General features: G+C 64.3%; 17 protein-coding genes. 7 read left to right on the top strand and 10 right to left on the bottom strand.

From position 1 onward, the window contains the following. Positions 1 to 114: 114 nt before the first annotated feature. The 3 genes from I6F17_RS04270 to I6F17_RS04280 all read left to right on the top strand — a co-directional run bounded on the left by I6F17_RS04270 (position 115) and on the right by I6F17_RS04280 (position 2,064). Positions 115 to 897 carry a porin family protein gene (locus tag I6F17_RS04270; RefSeq protein ID WP_225130360.1) on the top strand — a complete coding sequence of 261 codons (783 nt, stop codon included), beginning with the start codon at positions 115 to 117 and terminating at the stop codon, positions 895 to 897. Positions 898 to 1,086: 189 nt separating this feature from the next. Further along, entirely contained in the window at positions 1,087 to 1,272 is a 186-nt protein-coding gene (locus I6F17_RS04275; protein WP_036033547.1) for a hypothetical protein, read from the top strand. Between the two features lie 21 nt (positions 1,273 to 1,293). Beyond that, complete coding sequence (locus I6F17_RS04280) at positions 1,294 to 2,064, top strand: glucose 1-dehydrogenase (RefSeq protein WP_036033541.1); 771 nt, start codon at positions 1,294 to 1,296, stop codon at positions 2,062 to 2,064. 110 nt (positions 2,065 to 2,174) lie between these two features. On the opposite strand, the gene I6F17_RS04285 is transcribed toward I6F17_RS04280, so the two are convergent. Together I6F17_RS04285 and I6F17_RS04290 are read right to left on the bottom strand one after the other, a co-directional pair. Further along, complete coding sequence (locus I6F17_RS04285) at positions 2,175 to 2,942, bottom strand: outer membrane beta-barrel protein (protein WP_036033544.1); 768 nt, start codon at positions 2,940 to 2,942, stop codon at positions 2,175 to 2,177. 178 nt (positions 2,943 to 3,120) lie between these two features. After that, positions 3,121 to 4,338 carry an FAD-dependent oxidoreductase gene (locus I6F17_RS04290; RefSeq protein WP_081493631.1) on the bottom strand — a complete coding sequence of 406 codons (1,218 nt, stop codon included), beginning with the start codon at positions 4,336 to 4,338 and terminating at the stop codon, positions 3,121 to 3,123. Between I6F17_RS04290 and I6F17_RS04295 the strand changes: the two genes are divergently transcribed. After that, positions 4,337 to 4,507: a hypothetical protein gene (locus tag I6F17_RS04295; protein ID WP_157785061.1), complete on the top strand. Its 171-nt coding sequence runs from the start codon at positions 4,337 to 4,339 to the stop codon at positions 4,505 to 4,507. The two genes, I6F17_RS04290 and I6F17_RS04295, sit on opposite strands and share 2 nt — an antisense overlap. 848 nt (positions 4,508 to 5,355) lie before the next feature. Here the strand turns inward: I6F17_RS04295 and I6F17_RS04300 are convergent. Further along, a complete protein-coding gene (locus I6F17_RS04300; RefSeq protein WP_036033611.1) occupies positions 5,356 to 6,870 on the bottom strand; it encodes a caspase family protein in 1,515 nt (504 codons plus the stop codon). Between the two features lie 202 nt (positions 6,871 to 7,072). Here I6F17_RS04300 and I6F17_RS04305 point away from each other — a divergent pair, with 202 nt between their 5' ends. The 3 genes from I6F17_RS04305 to I6F17_RS04315 all read left to right on the top strand — a co-directional run bounded on the left by I6F17_RS04305 (position 7,073) and on the right by I6F17_RS04315 (position 11,080). Then, on the top strand, positions 7,073 to 8,038 hold the full coding sequence (locus tag I6F17_RS04305) for a helix-turn-helix domain-containing protein (protein WP_225130358.1): 966 nt from the start codon (positions 7,073 to 7,075) through the stop codon (positions 8,036 to 8,038). Between the two features lie 300 nt (positions 8,039 to 8,338). Further along, on the top strand, positions 8,339 to 9,847 hold the full coding sequence (locus I6F17_RS04310; protein WP_225190403.1) for a DEAD/DEAH box helicase: 1,509 nt from the start codon (positions 8,339 to 8,341) through the stop codon (positions 9,845 to 9,847). 165 nt (positions 9,848 to 10,012) lie between these two features. Beyond that, positions 10,013 to 11,080, top strand: coding sequence for a GGDEF domain-containing protein (locus I6F17_RS04315; RefSeq protein ID WP_036033560.1), 1,068 nt, complete (start codon positions 10,013 to 10,015; stop codon positions 11,078 to 11,080). Between the two features lie 174 nt (positions 11,081 to 11,254). Here I6F17_RS04315 and I6F17_RS04320 read toward each other — a convergent pair whose 3' ends face one another. The 7 genes from I6F17_RS04320 to sufB all read right to left on the bottom strand — a co-directional run bounded on the left by I6F17_RS04320 (position 11,255) and on the right by sufB (position 17,611). After that, positions 11,255 to 11,674: a TfoX/Sxy family protein gene (locus I6F17_RS04320; protein WP_036033562.1), complete on the bottom strand. Its 420-nt coding sequence runs from the start codon at positions 11,672 to 11,674 to the stop codon at positions 11,255 to 11,257. A gap of 166 nt (positions 11,675 to 11,840) precedes the next feature. Next, entirely contained in the window at positions 11,841 to 12,251 is a 411-nt protein-coding gene (locus I6F17_RS04325) for an iron-sulfur cluster assembly accessory protein (RefSeq protein ID WP_074447904.1), read from the bottom strand. 49 nt (positions 12,252 to 12,300) lie between these two features. Beyond that, positions 12,301 to 12,672, bottom strand: a complete 372-nt coding sequence (locus tag I6F17_RS04330) for an SUF system Fe-S cluster assembly protein (protein ID WP_018641712.1) — start codon at positions 12,670 to 12,672, stop codon at positions 12,301 to 12,303. Next, the gene (locus I6F17_RS04335) at positions 12,669 to 13,916 is read right to left on the bottom strand and encodes a cysteine desulfurase (protein WP_225130961.1); all 1,248 of its coding nucleotides are present in this window, start codon (positions 13,914 to 13,916) and stop codon (positions 12,669 to 12,671) included. Before I6F17_RS04335 ends, I6F17_RS04330 begins: the two co-directional genes overlap by 4 nt. Beyond that, positions 13,913 to 15,217: a Fe-S cluster assembly protein SufD gene (gene sufD / locus I6F17_RS04340; RefSeq protein WP_225130960.1), complete on the bottom strand. Its 1,305-nt coding sequence runs from the start codon at positions 15,215 to 15,217 to the stop codon at positions 13,913 to 13,915. Before sufD ends, I6F17_RS04335 begins: the two co-directional genes overlap by 4 nt. A gap of 12 nt (positions 15,218 to 15,229) precedes the next feature. Then, positions 15,230 to 15,982, bottom strand: a complete 753-nt coding sequence (gene sufC, locus I6F17_RS04345; protein ID WP_225130959.1) for a Fe-S cluster assembly ATPase SufC — start codon at positions 15,980 to 15,982, stop codon at positions 15,230 to 15,232. Between the two features lie 132 nt (positions 15,983 to 16,114). Further along, positions 16,115 to 17,611, bottom strand: coding sequence for a Fe-S cluster assembly protein SufB (sufB, locus tag I6F17_RS04350; protein ID WP_225130958.1), 1,497 nt, complete (start codon positions 17,609 to 17,611; stop codon positions 16,115 to 16,117). Positions 17,612 to 17,708: the final 97 nt, after the last annotated feature.

Below are 17,708 nucleotides of genomic sequence, written 5' to 3' on the forward strand. Positions count from 1 at the left end.
TTTCCGGCGACTGTGCCTGTCCGGCAACAGCATTTCGGCGAGAACCGTCTATAGTCCGGACATCAGATGACACGACTTCAGTGCGCTCGCGCCGACAAGGTTTGGGGATTTAAAATGAAGAAGACATTGCTCGCTCTGACCGCGATCGCGGCGATGACCGGCTCGGCCTCGGCTGCCGACCTGGGCGCCCGTCCCTACGCGAAGGCCCCGATGCCGGCGCCCGTCGCCAACTGGACCGGCTTCTACATCTTCGGCGGCGGCGGCGGCGGCCTTTCCAATGCCGACCAGAGCATTGTCGACACCGGCACCGGTACGCCGCTGACGATCACGCAGCGCCAGGGCGGCTCCGGCTGGTTCGGCACGGTTGGCGCCGGTTACGACTGGCAGTTCAGCGGCACCTGGGTCGCCGGTATCTTCGGTGACGCTCAGTTCGGCAGCATCCGTTCGACCATCCAGGATCCGACCTTCGGCATCACCGGCAACCAGAAGCTGGAGACCTCTTGGGCTGCGGGCGTGCGCCTCGGCTGGCTGGTCGCTCCGAACGTTCTCTCCTACGTCAATGGCGGTTACTCCGGCGCTCACTTCGGCCGCACCAACTTCACGACGCTGGGTGGCACTCCGGTCGGTCTCCATCTCAACGGATACGACCGCCACGGCTGGTTCATCGGCGGCGGCGTCGAGAACAGCCTGAACATCTTCGGCATCACCTCGCCCGGCTGGTTCATGAAGACCGAGTATCGTTCGGCTTTCTACGATACCAAGACCGAGGCCATTCGATTTGATGGCACCGACGTCCCGACCATCAACAGCGTCCGCGCCAACAGCTGGAACCAGACGATCTCGACCTCGCTGGTCTATCGCTTCAACTGGACCGGCCCGGTCGTCGCGAAGTACTGATCCGATCTCACGATCAAGCGTCAAAGCCCCGGCATCGCCGGGGCTTTTTCGTTTTGGGCCTAGTGTCCTTGCGGCCACGGCCCATTGTGTCCGTACCAGAGCTACGGCTAGTCTGTCGGCAAGTTTTCGTGGCTGCGGCACTCGTTGATGCCGTGGAGCGCGACAGAAGCGGACCGATGGGAGGAAGGCATGCGCAGACTTCTGCTGGTGGCAGGCCTGTTTGCAACCGCTCTCGGGCTGCTCTGGATCGGACAGGGCACGGGCACGGTTCCGTGGCCGCGATCGAGCTTCATGGTCAACCAGCTGCACTGGGCCGGCTATGGCGCAGCCATGGCCGGGTTCGGGCTGGTGCTGATCTGGCAGAGCAACCAATAGAAGAAACCAGGGAATCCAAGCATGACATCCAGCCGGTTCGATCTCCGCGGCAAGGTCGCGATCGTCACGGGAGGCAATGGCGGCATCGGGCTCGGCATGGCGCGCGGCCTCGCCGATGCCGGCGCCGATATCGCCGTGGTCGGACGCAACGAGAGCAAGTCCGCCGCCGCCGTGGCCGATCTCAGGCAGCGCGGCGTGAAGGCGATCACTGTGGCCACCGACGTGACCGACAAGGCGGCAGTCGCAGCCATGATCGACCGTGTCGTCAAGGAGCTCGGCCGCATCGACGTCCTCGTCAACAATGCCGGCATGAGCATCCGCAAGCCGCCGCACGAGCTCGAGCTCGACGAGTGGAACAAGGTGATCGACACCAACCTCACCAGCGCCTTCGTGTGCTCGAAGCTGGCCTATCCGGCGCTGAAGGCGTCCGGCAACGGCAAGGTGATCAACATCGGCTCGATGATGTCGATCTTCGGCGCGAGCTTCGCGACCGCCTATGCGGCCAGCAAGGGCGGCATCGTGCAGTATACGCGCGCCTGCGCCAATGCCTGGGCGCCGGACAACATCCAGGTCAACGCCATCCTGCCGGGCTGGATCGACACCGATCTCACCCGCGGCGCGCGACAGCAGGTCTCGGGGCTGCACGAACGCGTGCTGGCGCGCACGCCTGCCGGACGCTGGGGCGACATCGACGACTTCGCCGGCATCGCCGTGTTCCTGGCATCGCCCGCGTCGAATTTCGTCACGGGTACGGCGATCCCGGTCGACGGCGGATTCTCGGTGATGGCCTGAAGCCGGCCTGCCCGCCATCCAACAACGCAAAAAAGAAGCCCCGGACGACGCCGGGGCTTTTGAATTGAGCAGTGCTTTTCTTGATCGTTGGTCGCGTTGCGTCGACGTGCTCAGTAGCGGGCAATGGTGGGTGCGTCGAACTTGTAGCTCGCGCGCACCACGGCCCATTGGATGTCGCGCGGCTTGGCATCGAAGGTGTAGTTTCCGGAGGTGCCGCCGAGCTGATAGGTCTGGCTGGTGAACGCCGCGTAATTGTATTCGAGGCCGACGATCCAGTTGCGGGTGACGCCGTATTCCCAGCCGGCGCCGACGGTCCAGCCGTTGGCCCAATGGGTTTGTCCGCCCGAGCCCGTCGCCACACCGACGGTGTCGGTGACCGAGAGGCGGTTGTTCGCGCCGGCATAGCCGCCCTTGAAATAGAACAGGTTATTCTGCACGGCGAAGCCGGCGCGCCCGACCACGGTCGCGAGCACGTTGGTACGCCAGGAGAACACGTCATCCGCGGCGCCAAACACGGTGTTCGTGAACGAGCCCTTGTTGTCGAGACCCGAAATCGTGCCTTCCACGCCGAACACGTAATTGTTGGCCTGCCAATTGTAGCCGATCTGCGCGCCGCCCATGACGCCCGCGTTGCGCTGGCGATAGCCCTCTCCCGGCAGCAGATCGCCGAACGCCGCGCCGGTGCCGTTGTTGATGAACTGCTGGTTGGTCCATGCGCCACCGATGTGGCCGCCGACATAGAAGCCGGTCCAGTTGAACAGCGGCTCGACATAGGCGGGCGCCTTCGTGTAACGCGCACCGAGATCGGCGGCGGAGGCCGCACCGGTCGAAACCAGAGCCGTCGTGCAGGCAAAGGCGGCAATCAACTTATTACGCATGGTACACCCCGTGTCCTTGATGGACGCACGGTCACAGACGGCTCTTACTAAAATTGAAATCAACACGGTTAACGTGGCGGTTGGGCCCGCATCGCGCCGTGAATCCGATGGCGATGTTGCAAGCGTGCAACGCATCGCGCGCGAATGCACGCCGCGTTATCCCTACTGAAGTCCTACGCTAGGATTGCGGTACGGCGCGCGAATGCACGTGCTCGGGCCGCACGCCGAGCGCAAGCAGGCGCGCCGGAATGCCCTGCAGCCATGGCAGCGCGGTGATGAGGCGCACGACCAGCGGCACCTTCAGTAGCCGGTCGCCGCCCTGCAAGGCGCCACTGATGATGTTGTTCTGCACGACCACCTGCATAGCTTGCGTCATCTTCACCGGGAACGCGCGACGGCGCCTGATGGCATCGAGCTCGTGCTCGGACGGGCAGCCATGCTGCAGCTTGTCCGCCAGGAGGTTCGCGGTCGCAACCGCATCCTGGACGGCGAGATTGACGCCGACGCCGCCGATTGGCGACATCGCATGGGCGGCATCGCCGATGCACAACAGGCCTGGCTGCGTCCAGCGCGTCAGGCGGTTGATCGCGACGGTGAGCAGCTTGACGTCGTCGAAGCTCTTCACCTCGGCGATGCCGGAGCGAAGGATCGGCGCCATGCGCACGACGTCGTCGAGCAGCGCCGAAAGTCCCCTCGCCTTCACCGCATCGCACTGTCCCTTGGCGATGACATAGGCGCACTGCCAATATTCGCCGCGGTCGAAGGTGATCATCATCTTGCCGGGCTCGACCCGCGCGAACACGTTCTCGGTTTCGTCGGGTTTGCGGCCGGCGCGAAACCACAGCACGTCCATCGGCGCGCCGATCTCCTCGACGCTAAGGCCGGCGCGCTCGCGCACCGTCGAATGCCGGCCGTCGCAGGCGATGGTGAGATCGGCTTCGATGTCGATGATGCCTTCAGGCGTCTTCGCCCGCACGCCGGCGATCGTCTCGCCGCGGCGGATCAGTTCGATCGCCTCCGTGCTCATCATCACCTCGAGCGAGGGAAAGCGGCGACCGGCCTCGCGCAGAAAATTCAAGAAGTCCCATTGCGGCATGAAGGCGATGAAGGGGTATTTAGTGTGGAGCCGGCTGAGATCGGCAATGCGCACCGGCGTGCCGCCGAACAGGCCGTCCATCTTCTGCAGGCGCTGGTGCGGCAGCTTCAGGAAGCCGTCGATCAGGCCGAGCTCATCCATCACTTCAAGCGTCGACGGATGTACGGTATCGCCGCGGAAGTCGCGGAAGAAATCCGCATGCTTCTCCAGCACCACAACGTCGATGCCGGCGCGTCCCAGAAGGTAGCCGAGCATCATGCCGGCAGGTCCCCCGCCGACGATGCAGCAGCGGACTTTCATGGTCCTGTCAGATTGTGGGTTGGGTGTCACTGCAGACGCGAACCGCGAGGTGAGTATCGATGAAGAGATGTCCGCCGATACTAGCGCGATTCAGGTCAAAAACAGTCCTAATTATGCAGGGCGCAGTTGGATCAATGCCGGTTGGGAGCAGCAGACCGGCGCCAAATGAAAGGCCCGCTTCGTGCGGGCCTTCCGTGACGATCGCGTTCGACTATTTCTGATCCTCGTTGCTGGTCCCGGACCCCGGACTGCCGATCGGCACCCCATTCGGAGCACGCCCGGCACCCATGTTTCGCTCGGCCTGAGCTGCCGTTGGCGACTTGCCGGCGGCAGTCGGCGCTTGAACATTGGGATTGGTCGGGCTGTTATTGGTGTTGATGTTGGCGCCTGTGGTGGTGCCCTGCGTTCCCATGCCGGAGGGAGCCGACGGCCCGGAATTGGCACTGCTGGATGACGTCCCTATTCCGGCACCCGATGAGGCCGCAGATCCGCCGCTGGCCCCGCCTGTACCCGTACCTGCTGCAGCACCTGCACCTGCGCCACCGCCGCCCGCGCCACCACTACCACCGCCTCCTTGAGCAACGGCAGCCGTCGAAAGCGCAGCACAAGCGATCGTGACGAGGATGGATTTACGGATCATGGATCGTCTCCCTGGTTTGGCAGACAATCCAGCCCGGCAGGAGTTGTTCCTTCCGCGGGGGAAGCTAGCTTCTCGTCTCAGGACTTTGGCGACTTGCGGTCCCACGGCCGCTTGCCATCGGCGTCGCGATCCCATGGTCGCGTGGCCGGAGCCCCCTTCTCATCCTCGGCGACCTTCGCGCGGTCCGCTTGGACGCGTTCGCGATCAGTGAGAGGTGGGGCTGTTGGAACTGGATTCGTTTGAGCCAGAACCGGAAGCGTCGTCAGGAGCGCGACAATAAGGAATTTTGTCATTCCCGGCTCTAGCACTTTCACCTTGGCTTGTCCGATTTAAGTTCGGCCGCTGCGCGAGATCATCCGTCACAATCGAACAGCGCATCAATTATTACTCCGGTTCGCGCTCCTGAAGCTCTTGATCTCCGACACGCTGCCGTCGCGATAGGTCAGCTCCACCGAGATGGATTTCGTGCTTGGCGCGAGCTTCATGTAGAGCGGCATGCCGGCGCTGACCGCGCTGGGGTCGCGCATGTCGCAGGGCGGCATCTTCAGCACCTGGTTGGGCACGGCGCTGTCGATGCCGATGCGTACCTCGCGGATGGCGCAGCGGTAGGAGACGAGATGGGTGTAGTAGACGAGCAGCCCGTTGAACTCGCGGAACGACAGCCAGCTCGTCGAGGTCATGTCGAGGATCTTGCGCTGGTCGCGGATCAGCGCGGCCTCGGGATCGAACCTGATCGGGAACGGGCCCTGCATGTCGCCGGACTGATCGACATAACGGACCTCGATGGTGCCAGCCTGCGCATCCGGCGGCAGCTCGATCGACGGGTTCGGCATCCGCTTGCGGGTGCGCGGATCGAGCGTGTCGATGAACCCGGTCTCGCGGAAATCGCCCGTGCCGGCAATGCGCCAGGAAATGCCGAGCGTCGGATCGGCGAAAGAGAAGGTCACGCTCCAGCCGCCATTGTGACGCGAGAAGCTCGCGATCGGCGCGTTGAGGGTCTCCTCCTTGGGCATCTGCGGCACCGACACCGGCGGTAGCGCCGCAAGCTTCGTGGGCGGCGGATCGTCCGAACGCGCGGCGGTGTCCTTGGCGAGGCCGCTGAGGAAGACATCGTCGACCATCTGGTCGAAATAGACCGGCACCTGCCTGTGCTTCACGGTGTCGGCGAGCTCGCTGACGGCACGGCGGGTACGCTGCGCCACCTGCACCAGATTCTCGCCGGGCTTGAGCAGTTCCTTGGCGAAGGTGCGCGTAAACACTGAGTTTGGATTAGCGTCGTCATTGGAGAGCCGATCGAGCGCGGTCTGGCGGGGACCTGCGGAGAACACCGAGAACACGCCCTCGGGCAGCTGGGTCATCGGTGCGAGACCGCCGGCGCCGGCAACCGCACGGGTGCCCTTGCGCTCGAACGGATTGTTGCGGCAGGCATCGAACACCAGGATCGAGGTCCGCGCCTTCTTGTTCTGAAGCCGCTCGACGATGCGATCGGCCAGGATCGAGGCGTCGCGCACCAATTCCTCCTGCCCTTCGGTCGCCGCCGGCACGTCGGTCGGCAGCAGATAGTTCTGGCCCGCGATCTCGAAGCCGTGGCCGGCATAGAAGAAGAACGCGGTGTCGCCCGGCTCGATGGCCTTGTCGAAGGCGAGCAGCGTCTCGGAGAATTGCTGCCGGCTCTGGTTCTCGGCGACCATCACCGAGAAGCCGAGCTGCTTCAGCGTGTCGCCCATGGTGCGGGCGTCGTTGACCGCCTTGAGCAGCTTCGGCACGTTCTTGTAGTCGTTGTTGCCGACGACGAGCGCGACGCGCTTCTCGGCACAGGCGGGCGCTGCGAAACCGCTCAGGCCCGCCGCGAGGCCAAGGGCCGCCAGAATTCTGAAAAGCCGACGCGTCATCGCAAAATTTCCCGTTGCAGAACCGGCCCTGCCGCCGATCTTCGAACGGCAGTTCATGGGACCCCCTGCCGCTGTGTGATAGTCGGCCCAGACCTGACGACGGTTCAAGGACCCCGGGGCTCCGATTGCACGATCCGACTATGGCCGATTCCGCTGGAATCTGTTTCCTTTTGGACAATTTCGCCGGAAGCGAGGGGCTGCCGTGTTGCACTGGTGTACGGACGAGGTCGACCCGAAGGATCGCTTCGACTATTGGCGCGAGGTGCGCGCGAAGGGGTTGTTCGGTGTCACCGCCGAGCTCGCGCGCGAGCGGCGCGCGGACTTCTTCGGCGAATTCTCGCTGCGTAAGCTGGGCGGCGCCGGCCTCGTCGAGCTGAAGGCCTCGCCCTACGCGGTCGAGCGCAGCGCGTCGGACATCGCCTCTGCCCCGGGTGAGGCGATCTGCGTCTACGAACAGCTCGGCAGCGGCGGCTGGTTCGGCGGCATGCGCGCAAGCGACTTTGCCATTGCCAATGGCAGCTTCGCCACCAGCCATACCGACCTGCCGTACCGCACCGCCCCGCTGGGCACCGGGGGCTTCCACCTGCGGATCCTCAAGATCCCCGTGAGCCACATCCCGGTGCAGGACAAGCGCATGCGCGATCTAGCGCCCCGGACCTTCAACGATCCGGCCCTGGTGCCCCTGCTCGCGGCCTGCTTTGCCGATCTCAACGAAATCGCCACGGACGATACGGCCTCTGCCGTCCAGGCGTCCTTGGTCCAGGCGTTGGCCCATCTGGCGCTGATCGAGCGCGGCGTCGTGCGGCCCGGCAGCCGGCGGGGACAGCAGGCACTGCGGACCGCCCGCCTCTCGCAGTCCCAGCGGCTGATCGCGCGCCACCTTCAGGACCCCAATCTTGCGCCGGCCATGGTGGCCGACCTGCTCGGCGTCTCCGTTCGTCACCTGCACATACTGTTCGAGATGGCAGAGAAGAGCTTTTCCCAGACGGTGACCGACGAGCGCCTGAAACAGAGCCGCCGCCTGCTGCGCGAGGCGCCGGAACGGCTGATCGCCGACATCGCGTCGTCGTGCGGCTTCGAGAGCCTGGCGACCTATTACCGGGTGTTCAACGCCGCCTATGGCATGGCCCCAGGTGATTTCCGGGCCAAAGGCTCGGACGGGCGTTAGCTGCCGTGTTGGCGGTTGCGGCCAGGCGGAGGGGGCTCGGGGGAAAACCCCAGCCGCGCCCGTGATTTGGGCAAAAACCTCAGGCTTTTTAGGCTCTTCCCGCGCCCGCTCCATTGACTTTGGCTGATTCCCCCCTATGTTCCGGGTCGACGCGGCTCAGATCGACGAGCGATTCCTGAGCCTTGCGCTTTGTCCGCGTGAGTCAGCACCCCCAGCTTCTTCGAGAGCGCGCCGTTTCGGGGTGGAACGCGACAGCCTTATTACCCTCGATTCCGAACGGCGGTTTCGACCAGAGGCTCAATGTCCTTTTCAGATCTCGGACTGTCCGAAAAAGTCCTCGCCGCAGTGGCGGCCACCGGTTACACCACCCCCACCCCCATTCAGGAACAGGCGATCCCCCACGTCCTCGCACGCAAGGACGTGCTCGGCATCGCCCAGACCGGCACCGGCAAGACCGCGGCCTTCGTGCTGCCGATGCTCACCATCCTCGAAAAGGGCCGCGCCCGGGCGCGCATGCCGCGCACGCTGATCCTCGAGCCGACCCGCGAGCTCGCGGCCCAGGTGAAGGAAAATTTCGACCGCTACGGCGCCGGCCAGAAGCTCAACGTCGCCCTCCTGATCGGCGGCGTCTCCTTCGGCGACCAGGATGCCAAGCTGATGCGCGGTGTCGACGTGCTGATCGCCACCCCCGGCCGCCTGCTCGACCACACTGAGCGCGGCGGCCTGTTGCTCACCGGCGTCGAGCTGCTCGTCATCGACGAAGCCGACCGCATGCTGGACATGGGCTTCATCCCCGACATCGAGCGCATCTGCAAGCTCGTTCCCTTCACGCGGCAGACCCTGTTCTTCACCGCGACAATGCCGCCGGAAATCCGGCGCATCACCGAAGCTTTCCTGCACAATCCGCAGAAGGTGGAAGTCTCCAAGCCCGCCACGACCGCCGTCACCGTGACGCAAGCCCAGGTGCCCGCCGGCCGCGAGGCGCACGAGAAGCGCGAATTGCTCCGCCGTTTGCTGCGCGAGGCCAAGGATCTCAAGAACGCGATCATCTTCTGCAATCGCAAGCGCGAGGTCGCGATCGTTCACAAATCGCTGCAGAAGCACGGCTTCAGCGTCGGTGCCCTGCATGGCGACATGGACCAGCCGGCCCGCATGGCCGCGCTCGACCAGTTCCGCAAGGGTGAGCTGCCCCTCCTTGTCGCCTCCGACGTCGCCGCCCGCGGCCTCGACATTCCCGAGGTCAGCCACGTCTTCAATTTCGACGTTCCCCACCACGCCGACGATTACGTCCACCGCATCGGCCGCACCGGCCGCGCCGGCCGAACCGGCACCGCGATCTCGATCGTGACACCGCTCGACCAGAAGTCGATGGCCGCGATCGAGAAGCTGATCGGCCAGAGCATTCCGCGCGCCGAAGGCGACTATGACGTCCACGCCGAAGCGAGCGAACAAGGCGAGCGTCCGCGCGAGCAGCGCGGCCGCGAGCGTTCACGCGGCGGACGCGGCAAGCCGCAGCGCGGCGAGCGGCGCGGTCATGACCGCGAACGCAGCCACGAGCCGCGCGAGGCGCGTGGCGAGGCACGGGCGGCTCCCGAGGCGAGGCCGGCACGCGAGGCACGGCCTCCGCGCGAAGCCAGGCAATCATCCGAGCCCCGCAATGGTGCTCGCCCGCAAGCGAATCCGTCGCATGTGCCCTCGATCGGCCGTCCCGAGCCGCGCCGCCAGCGTGAGATCGACAGCGAGCCGGGCGATCACTCGCATCTGCCGGCGTTTCTTCTGCGGCCGGTGCGCTCCCCCGCCGGCGCGTGAAGCGCGCTGGCGCGCCAGATTTCGGTTGAAAATCCTCGATCTGCAATTTTCTGGATGCCCCGTAAAACGTATATTTACGGGGCGTTCACGATCGTCCGTTAGCCTACGAACATAATTTAAGGATTGCTGCGGTCGATGGCGCGTCGGCCGCTGTGGGGATGTTCAGTGATCAAGGTGCTCGACGAACACGAACGCACGCTGGCGTTCGCCGAGGTGGCGCTCGGTCAGATCCGATCGCTTCGACAGACGGCCATTCCCCGCAATTACGAGATCTGGTACGTCTACGCCACCGGCTACAACGCACCGCTCAACAAGATCATCAATGAGACGCTGGCGCGCAGCGGCAAGCTGACCGAGGCCGATCTCGAGCAGATCTACGAGACCTATCTCTCCCACATCAAGACCACCGACCGCATCGACAAGGTCGGCGCGCGCGTCGTCGGCGAGATCGACGACGTGGTGAAGGTGTTGGGCGAGGCGCTCGGCATGACCGGGGCCTACGATACCAGTCTGTCGGATGCGACCGAGAAACTGTCGTCGGCCGAGAACCGCGACCAGGTCAAGGCGATCGTCGAGGCGCTGCTGCGCTCCACCAGCGAGATGCGCGAGACCAACAAGGCGCTGGAGGACCGGCTGACGCTGTCGAAGAACGAGATCAGCAATCTCCAGCAGAGCCTGGAGGCGATCCGCGCCGAGAGCCTGACCGATCCGCTTACGGGCCTGGGAAATCGCAAATATTTCGACCGCATGATCGGCATGGCGGTGCAGAGCGCGCTCGTCTCGGGCGAGCCCCTGTCGCTGCTGCTGTTCGACATCGATCACTTCAAGTCGTTCAACGATTCCTACGGCCATCTCACCGGCGACCAGGTGCTGCGGCTCGTCGGCCTTTCGCTGAAGCAGACCATCAAGGGCCAGGACATCACGGCGCGCTACGGCGGCGAGGAATTCGCGGTCGTTCTTCCCAATACCGCGATGCGCCAGGCACTGACGGTGGCCGATCACATTCGCCGCGCCGTGATGGCGAAGGAATTGAAGAAGAAATCGACCGGCGAGATCCTCGGCCGCGTCACCATCTCCGTCGGCGTTTCCATGCTCAGGGAGGGCGACGACACCGACGCGCTGATCGAGCGCGCCGACGCCTGCCTCTACGCCGCCAAGCGCAACGGCCGCAACCGGGTGATCTGCGAAGCCGATCCGGAATTCGCGATCGAGAGCCACAGCCGCGTGGCGTAGGCTAAATCAATTCACCGCCGTCATTCCGGGGCGCGCCTCTTGGCGCGAGCCCGGAGTCCATACTCCCGATGGTGGTTATGGATTCCGGGCCCGCGGCGATACCCGCGCCCCGGAATGACCGCGACCTGAGAGCGAGACCTCCGCCTCGGTAATGCGCGCGATTCAGCCGTCGCTTTATGAGCTACGGCGACCCGCCTTACGCGCTGTTTTCTTGGCCGGTCGCTTCTTTGCAAGGAGCTTCTTCGCCGCCGCCTTCTTCGCCTTCGGTCGCTTCTTCACCTTGGCGCGCTGGGCGGCAGTGAGCGCCGCCCTCGCCCATTGCGCAAGCTCGGCGGAATCGTCGAACAGGCGCGCCGGCAGCTCCCAGTAGGAATTCACAACCACGGTCTTGGCGCGGGTCGAATACTGGAACGGCTTCGAGCCTTCGGCCTCGAAGTCGGGAATGGTCGTCTCGTCGGCGCGAAAAAACAGGCCGGCGCGCAGCGACAGCGCGAAATTGACGCCGTCGGCGGAGATGCCGTAGCCGGAGAACATTTTCCGGATGGTGACCGGGCCGAAATCGGCGAACAGGTCGATCAGGAATTCGCGGTCCATCGGAGGCTTCCCTGCGCAAGCAAGTGAGCCTTCATAGCATTTCCGTCATTGCGAGCGAAGCGAAGCAATCCAGACTTCCGCCGCGGAGGCAGGCTGGATTATTTTGTCGCCAGCGCAAAACTGCTCGCAATCTTGTCGCGGGCTCCTCGCAGTGACGCTGGAGAGTCTACCCGTCGATCTTTGCCGGCCGCAGCTCGACCGATTCGCCGCAACCGCAGGCGGAGACCTGGTTGGGATTGTTGAAGACGAACTGGGCCTGCATCTTGTCGGCCTTGTAGTCCATCTCGGTGCCGAGCAGGAACAGCACGGCCTTGGGATCGACCAGGATCTTGACGCCCTTGTCCTCGACGACCTCGTCGGTCGGGCGGATGTCGTGGGCGTATTCGACCGTGTAGGACTGGCCGGCGCAGCCGCCGTTCTTCACGCCGACGCGCAAGCCCACGATCTCCGAGTCCGCACGCTGGGTCAGCTCGGTGATGCGCTGGGCAGCGGCATCCGTCAGCCGCATCACCTGCGGGCGCGGCCGCCGCGGCTTCGGAGTGGATGCTGGTGTCGAGCCTGACGAAATCTGGGTCATGTTGTCTATGTGGTCCGTTGCGGAGCGAATTCAATGCGGCCCGAGGGCGTCACCACATGTTCAGCACGAGGCGGGCCTCGTCGCTCATGCGTTCCGGCGACCACGGCGGCTCCCAGACAACCTTGACGTCGACCACGCCGACGCCGGGCACGCTCGCGACCGCGTTCTCGACCATGGTCGGCAGCTCGCCGGCGGCCGGACAGTTCGGCGTCGTCAGCGTCATCTGCACGTCGACGGAGCGGTCGTCCTTGATCTCGACCTTGTAGATCAGGCCGAGTTCGTAGATGTCGGCCGGGATTTCCGGGTCGAACACGGTCTTGAGCCCGGCGATGATCTCGCGGGTCAGCCGCTCGGTCTCCTCCGGCGGCAATGCCGAATGGGTCTCCATCGGATTGGCTTTGATTTCGGCCGTGTCACTCATGCAAACAAATCCCGCGCCTTCAGCAGCGCCTGTGCCAGATGATCGACTTCTTCCCGCGTATTATACATGCCGAACGAGGCCCGGCATGTCGCCGTCACGTTGAACCGCTCTAAAAGCGGCATGACGCAATGGGTGCCGGCGCGCACCGCGATGCCCTGGCGGTCGATCACGGTGGCGACATCGTGGGCGTGCGCGCCCTTGAGCTCGAAGGAGATCACGGGGCCCTTGCCCCGCGCCGTGCCGATCAGCCGCAGCGAGTTGATCTCGCGCAGGCGCTCCTGGGCGTAGGCGGTGAGGTCGGCCTCGTAGGCGGCGATGCGTTCCTTGCCGATCGAGTTGACGTAGTCGATGGCGGCGCCAAGGCCGACGGCCTCCACGATCGCCGGCGTGCCCGCCTCGAACTTGTGCGGTGGATCGCCGTAGGTGACGACGTCGCGCGAGACCTCGCGGATCATCTCGCCGCCGCCGTTGAAGGGGCGCATCGCGACGAGGTGGTCGTACTTGGCCCAGAGCACGCCGATGCCGGTCGGACCATAGACCTTGTGACCAGTGAAGACGTAGAAGTCGCAGCCGATATCCTGGACGTCGACCGGCAGATGCACGGCGCCCTGGCTGCCGTCGACCAGCACCGGAATGCCGCGGGCATGGGCGATCCTGACGACGTCCTTGACCGGCACGATGGTGCCGAGCGCGTTCGACATCTGCGTGATCGCGACCAGCTTGGTCTTCGACGTCAGCAGCTTCTCGAACTCGTCGACGAGGAAATTGCCCTCATCGTCGACCGGTGCCCATTTGATCACCGCACCCTGGCGTTCCCTCAGGAAATGCCACGGCACGATGTTGGAGTGGTGCTCCATGATCGAGATGACGATCTCGTCGCCTTCTCCGATATTCGGACCACCCCACGAAGACGCGACCAGGTTGATCGCCTCGGTCGCATTGCGGGTGAAAATCACTTCTTCGGTGCGCGCCGCGTTGATGAACTGCGCCACCTTGGTGCGGCCGCCCTCATAGGCTTCGGTCGCGGCATTGGCGAGGTAGTGCAGGCCGCGATGCACATTGGCGTATTCGGACCTATAGGCCTGCGTCATGCGGTCGAGCACAGCACTCGGCTTCTGCGCCGAGGCGGCGTTGTCGAGATAGACGAGCGGCTTGCCGTAGACCTGCATGGCGAGCGCCGGAAAATCCTGGCGCACGCGCGTAACGTCATAGGCGCCGTTCTTGACTGCCGGATGCATGCTCATGACCGCCGCTCCAGCCAGCGCTCGGCGATGCCGATCACGTGCTCGCGCAAAGTATCATCGGCGATCTGCTCGATCGCCTCGCCGACAAAAGCCTGGATCAGCAGCGCCTGGGCCTGCTTCTCCGGCAGGCCACGGGCCTTAAGATAGAACAGCAGGCTGTCGTCGAGCGCGCCGGCGGTGGCGCCGTGGCCGCAGGAGACGTCGTCGGCAAAAATCTCGAGCTCGGGCTTGTTGTCGGCCTCGGCCTCGTCCGAGAGCAGCAGCGCGCGCGTCATCATCTTGCCGTCGGTCTTCTGCGCGTCGGGACGGACGATGATGCGGCCCTGGAACACCGAATGGGCGCGGTCGTCGATCACCGCACGGAAGATCTCGCGGCTGACGCAGTTCGGCACGGCATGGTCGACCACCAGTGTGGTGTCGCCGTGCTCGGTCTTCTTCAACAGGTTGACGCCGTTGACCGAGAGCTCGCTGCCCTCGCCCGCCAGCGTAATGAAGCCCTGCAAGCGGCTGACCGCAGCGCCGCTGGTCATGTTGAAGACGTTCAGCTTGGTGTTGGCGCCGACGGTAACGAACTGCGAGGTGATGTTCACCGCATCGGCCGCATCGTCCATCAGGCGGATATGCGCGACGTCGGCGTCGTCACCGATTGAGACGATGACGGCGTCGTTGACCTGGTAGGCTGCAGCGCCGGCGGCGACGAAGCTTTCGATGATGGTGGCGCGGGCGCCCTTCCCGATCGCCACCTGCGAGCGGGTGAAAGCCGAGGCCGATGCGGCGATCGCAACATGGATGATCTGGACCGGCGCAGAGAGCTGCGTTCCATCCGCGATCGACAGCACCACGCCGTCGGTCGCCAGCGCCGCGTTGACCGCGATCACGGCATCGGTGGACGCGGTCTTGAGGAGACCGGCATCCTTATCCAGCGTCTCGCGCAGAGTCTTGAAGCCGACCTCGGACGCAAGCGCCTTCACGTCTGAAAGCTCAGCCGCGAACACGCCGTCGACCAGCACCAGCTTGCGGGCGCCCGCGATCGCATGCGCCTTGACCGCGTCCGCGGCGCGCTTCAGCGCGGTCGCATCGGGCACGGCGGCCAGCGGCAGCACCTCGCCGACTAGCGCGCGCAGGTCGGTGTATTTCCATTCCTCGATCCGGCGGTGCGGCAGACCGAGACGCTCATAGGTCTCGAACGCCTCGCGGCGCACTGCTGCCACATCAGGCGAACCCGGCAGGCGGCCTTCGGCGCTGGCGAAGAGATCGCTCACCGCGCGGCCGCTCCCGGTCTTTGCCACAGCAACGTTCATCTTAAAAATTCCTTACGCGGCATCCTCGAACTGGGCATAGCCGGAGGCTTCCAGCTCCAGCGCCAGCTCCTTGCCGCCGCTCTTCACGACGCGCCCCCTGGACATCACGTGCACGACGTCCGGCACGATGTAGTTCAGCAGCCGCTGATAATGGGTGATGACGACCATCGCGCGCCCCGGCGAGCGCAGTGCGTTGACGCCGTCGGCCGCGATGCGCAGCGCGTCGATGTCGAGGCCCGAATCCATCTCGTCGAGGATGCACAGGCTCGGCTCGAACAGCGCCATCTGCAGCACCTCGTTGCGCTTCTTCTCGCCGCCGGAGAAGCCGACATTGACGCCGCGCTTGAGCATGTCCTGCGGGATGTTCAGCGACTTCGAGACTTCGCGGACCTTCTTCAGGAAGTCAGGCACCATCAGTTCGCTCTCGCCGCGCGCCTTGCGCTGCGCGTTCAGCGCCGTGCGCAGGAAATTCATGGTGGTGACGCCGGGGATCTCGACCGGATACTGGAACGCCAAGAACACACCCTTCGCGGCGCGCTCGTCCGGCTCCATTTCCAGGAGGTCCTCGCCCCTGAACAGGATCTGGCCGTCGGTGACCTCATAGCCGGGCTTGCCGGCGATGACGTGGGAGAGCGTCGACTTGCCGGAGCCGTTCGGCCCCATGATCGCGTGCACCTCGCCCTCGTTCACGGTCAGCGTCAGCCCGTGGAGGATCTCACGCTCCTCGACACGAACCTTGAGGTCTTTCACTTCAAGCAAAGCCATAATGTTTTTCCATCTATCCCCTCATCCCAGGGAGCGCCGCAGGCGCGTCTCGAAGGATTGAGGCCACCAATCTTTCTGGTATCCATCCTTCGAGACGGCCGCTTGCGCAGCCTCCTCAGGATGAGGTCCGAGCTAGCCGACCGATCCTTCGAGCGAGATCGAGATCAGCTTCTGCGCTTCCACCGCGAATTCCATCGGCAGCTGCTGCAGCACGTCCTTGACGAAGCCGTTGACGACGAGGCCAACCGCTTCTTCCTGGCTGAGCCCGCGCTGGATGCAGTAGAACAGCACGTCCTCGGAGATCTTCGAGGTCGTCGCCTCGTGCTCGAACGTCGCGGACGAGTTCTTCGCCTCGATGTACGGCACGGTGTGCGCACCGCATTTGTCGCCGATCAGGAGCGAGTCGCAGGCGGTGAAGTTGCGCGCGCCAGTCGCCTTGCGATGCGCTGTGACGAGACCGCGATAGGTGTTCTGCGACTTGCCGGCGGCGATGCCCTTGGAGATGATCCGGCTCGACGTGTTCTTGCCGAGATGGATCATCTTGGTGCCGCTATCGACCTGCTGATAGCCGTTCGAGATCGCGATCGAGTAGAATTCACCACGGGAATTGTCGCCGCGCAGAATGCAGCTCGGATATTTCCAGGTGATCGCCGAACCCGTCTCGACCTGGGTCCAGGAAATCTTCGAGTTAGCGCCCCGGCAGTCGCCACGCTTGGTGACGAAATTGTAGATGCCGCCCTTGCCTTCGGAATTGCCGGGATACCAGTTCTGCACCGTCGAATATTTGATCTCGGCGTCGTCGAGGGCGACGAGCTCGACCACGGCGGCATGCAGCTGGTTCTCGTCGCGCTGCGGCGCGGTGCAGCCTTCGAGATAGGAGACGTAGGAGCCCTTGTCGGCGATGATCAGGGTGCGCTCGAACTGGCCGGTGTTGCGCTCGTTGATGCGGAAATAGGTCGACAGCTCCATCGGGCAGCGCACGCCCGGCGGCACGTAGACGAACGAGCCGTCGGAGAACACCGCCGAGTTCAGCGTCGCGTAGAAATTGTCCGAGGTCGGAACCACCGAGCCGAGATACTTCTGCACCAGTTCGGGATGCTCGCGGATGGCTTCCGAGATCGGCATGAAGATCACGCCGGCCTTCTTCAGCTCGGCCTTGAACGTGGTCGCAACCGAGACCGAGTCGAAGACAGCATCGACCGCGATCTTGCGGCGCGCGGGATCCTCCTCGCCGGGCTTCGGCTCGACGCCTTCGAGCATGGCGACTTCCCGCAAGGGAATGCCAAGCTTCTCGTAGGTCTTCAGGATCTCCGGATCGATCTCATCGAGCGAGGAGACCGTCTTCTTCGGCTTCGGCGCCGCGTAGTAATAGAGGTCCTGGAAGTCGATCTTGGGATAGTCGACACGGGCCCAGGTCGGCTCCGTCATGGTCAACCAGCGGCGATAGGCCTCCAGCCGCCACTGCAGCATCCAGGCGGGCTCGTTCTTCTTCTGTGAGATGAACTTTACGATCTCTTCCGACAGCCCCTTGGGGGCCTTCTCGGAGTCGATCAGGGTTTCAAACCCATAACGATACTGGTCGACGTCGATGCGCTTCACGCGCTCGACCGTCTCTTGTACGGCTGGCATTCCATCCTCCGCTCGCGGTTTCAAGGACCGCGGTGGATCAAACTCGGACGAGTATTACGATATTTCTCTGCGGAAAGCACGGGCTTAGAACCGTTCG

Origin of the sequence: Bradyrhizobium sp. NBAIM18 (assembly GCF_020193825.1) — a bacterium.
In the GTDB taxonomy this organism is placed as follows: Bacteria; Pseudomonadota; Alphaproteobacteria; order Rhizobiales; family Xanthobacteraceae; genus Bradyrhizobium; species Bradyrhizobium yuanmingense.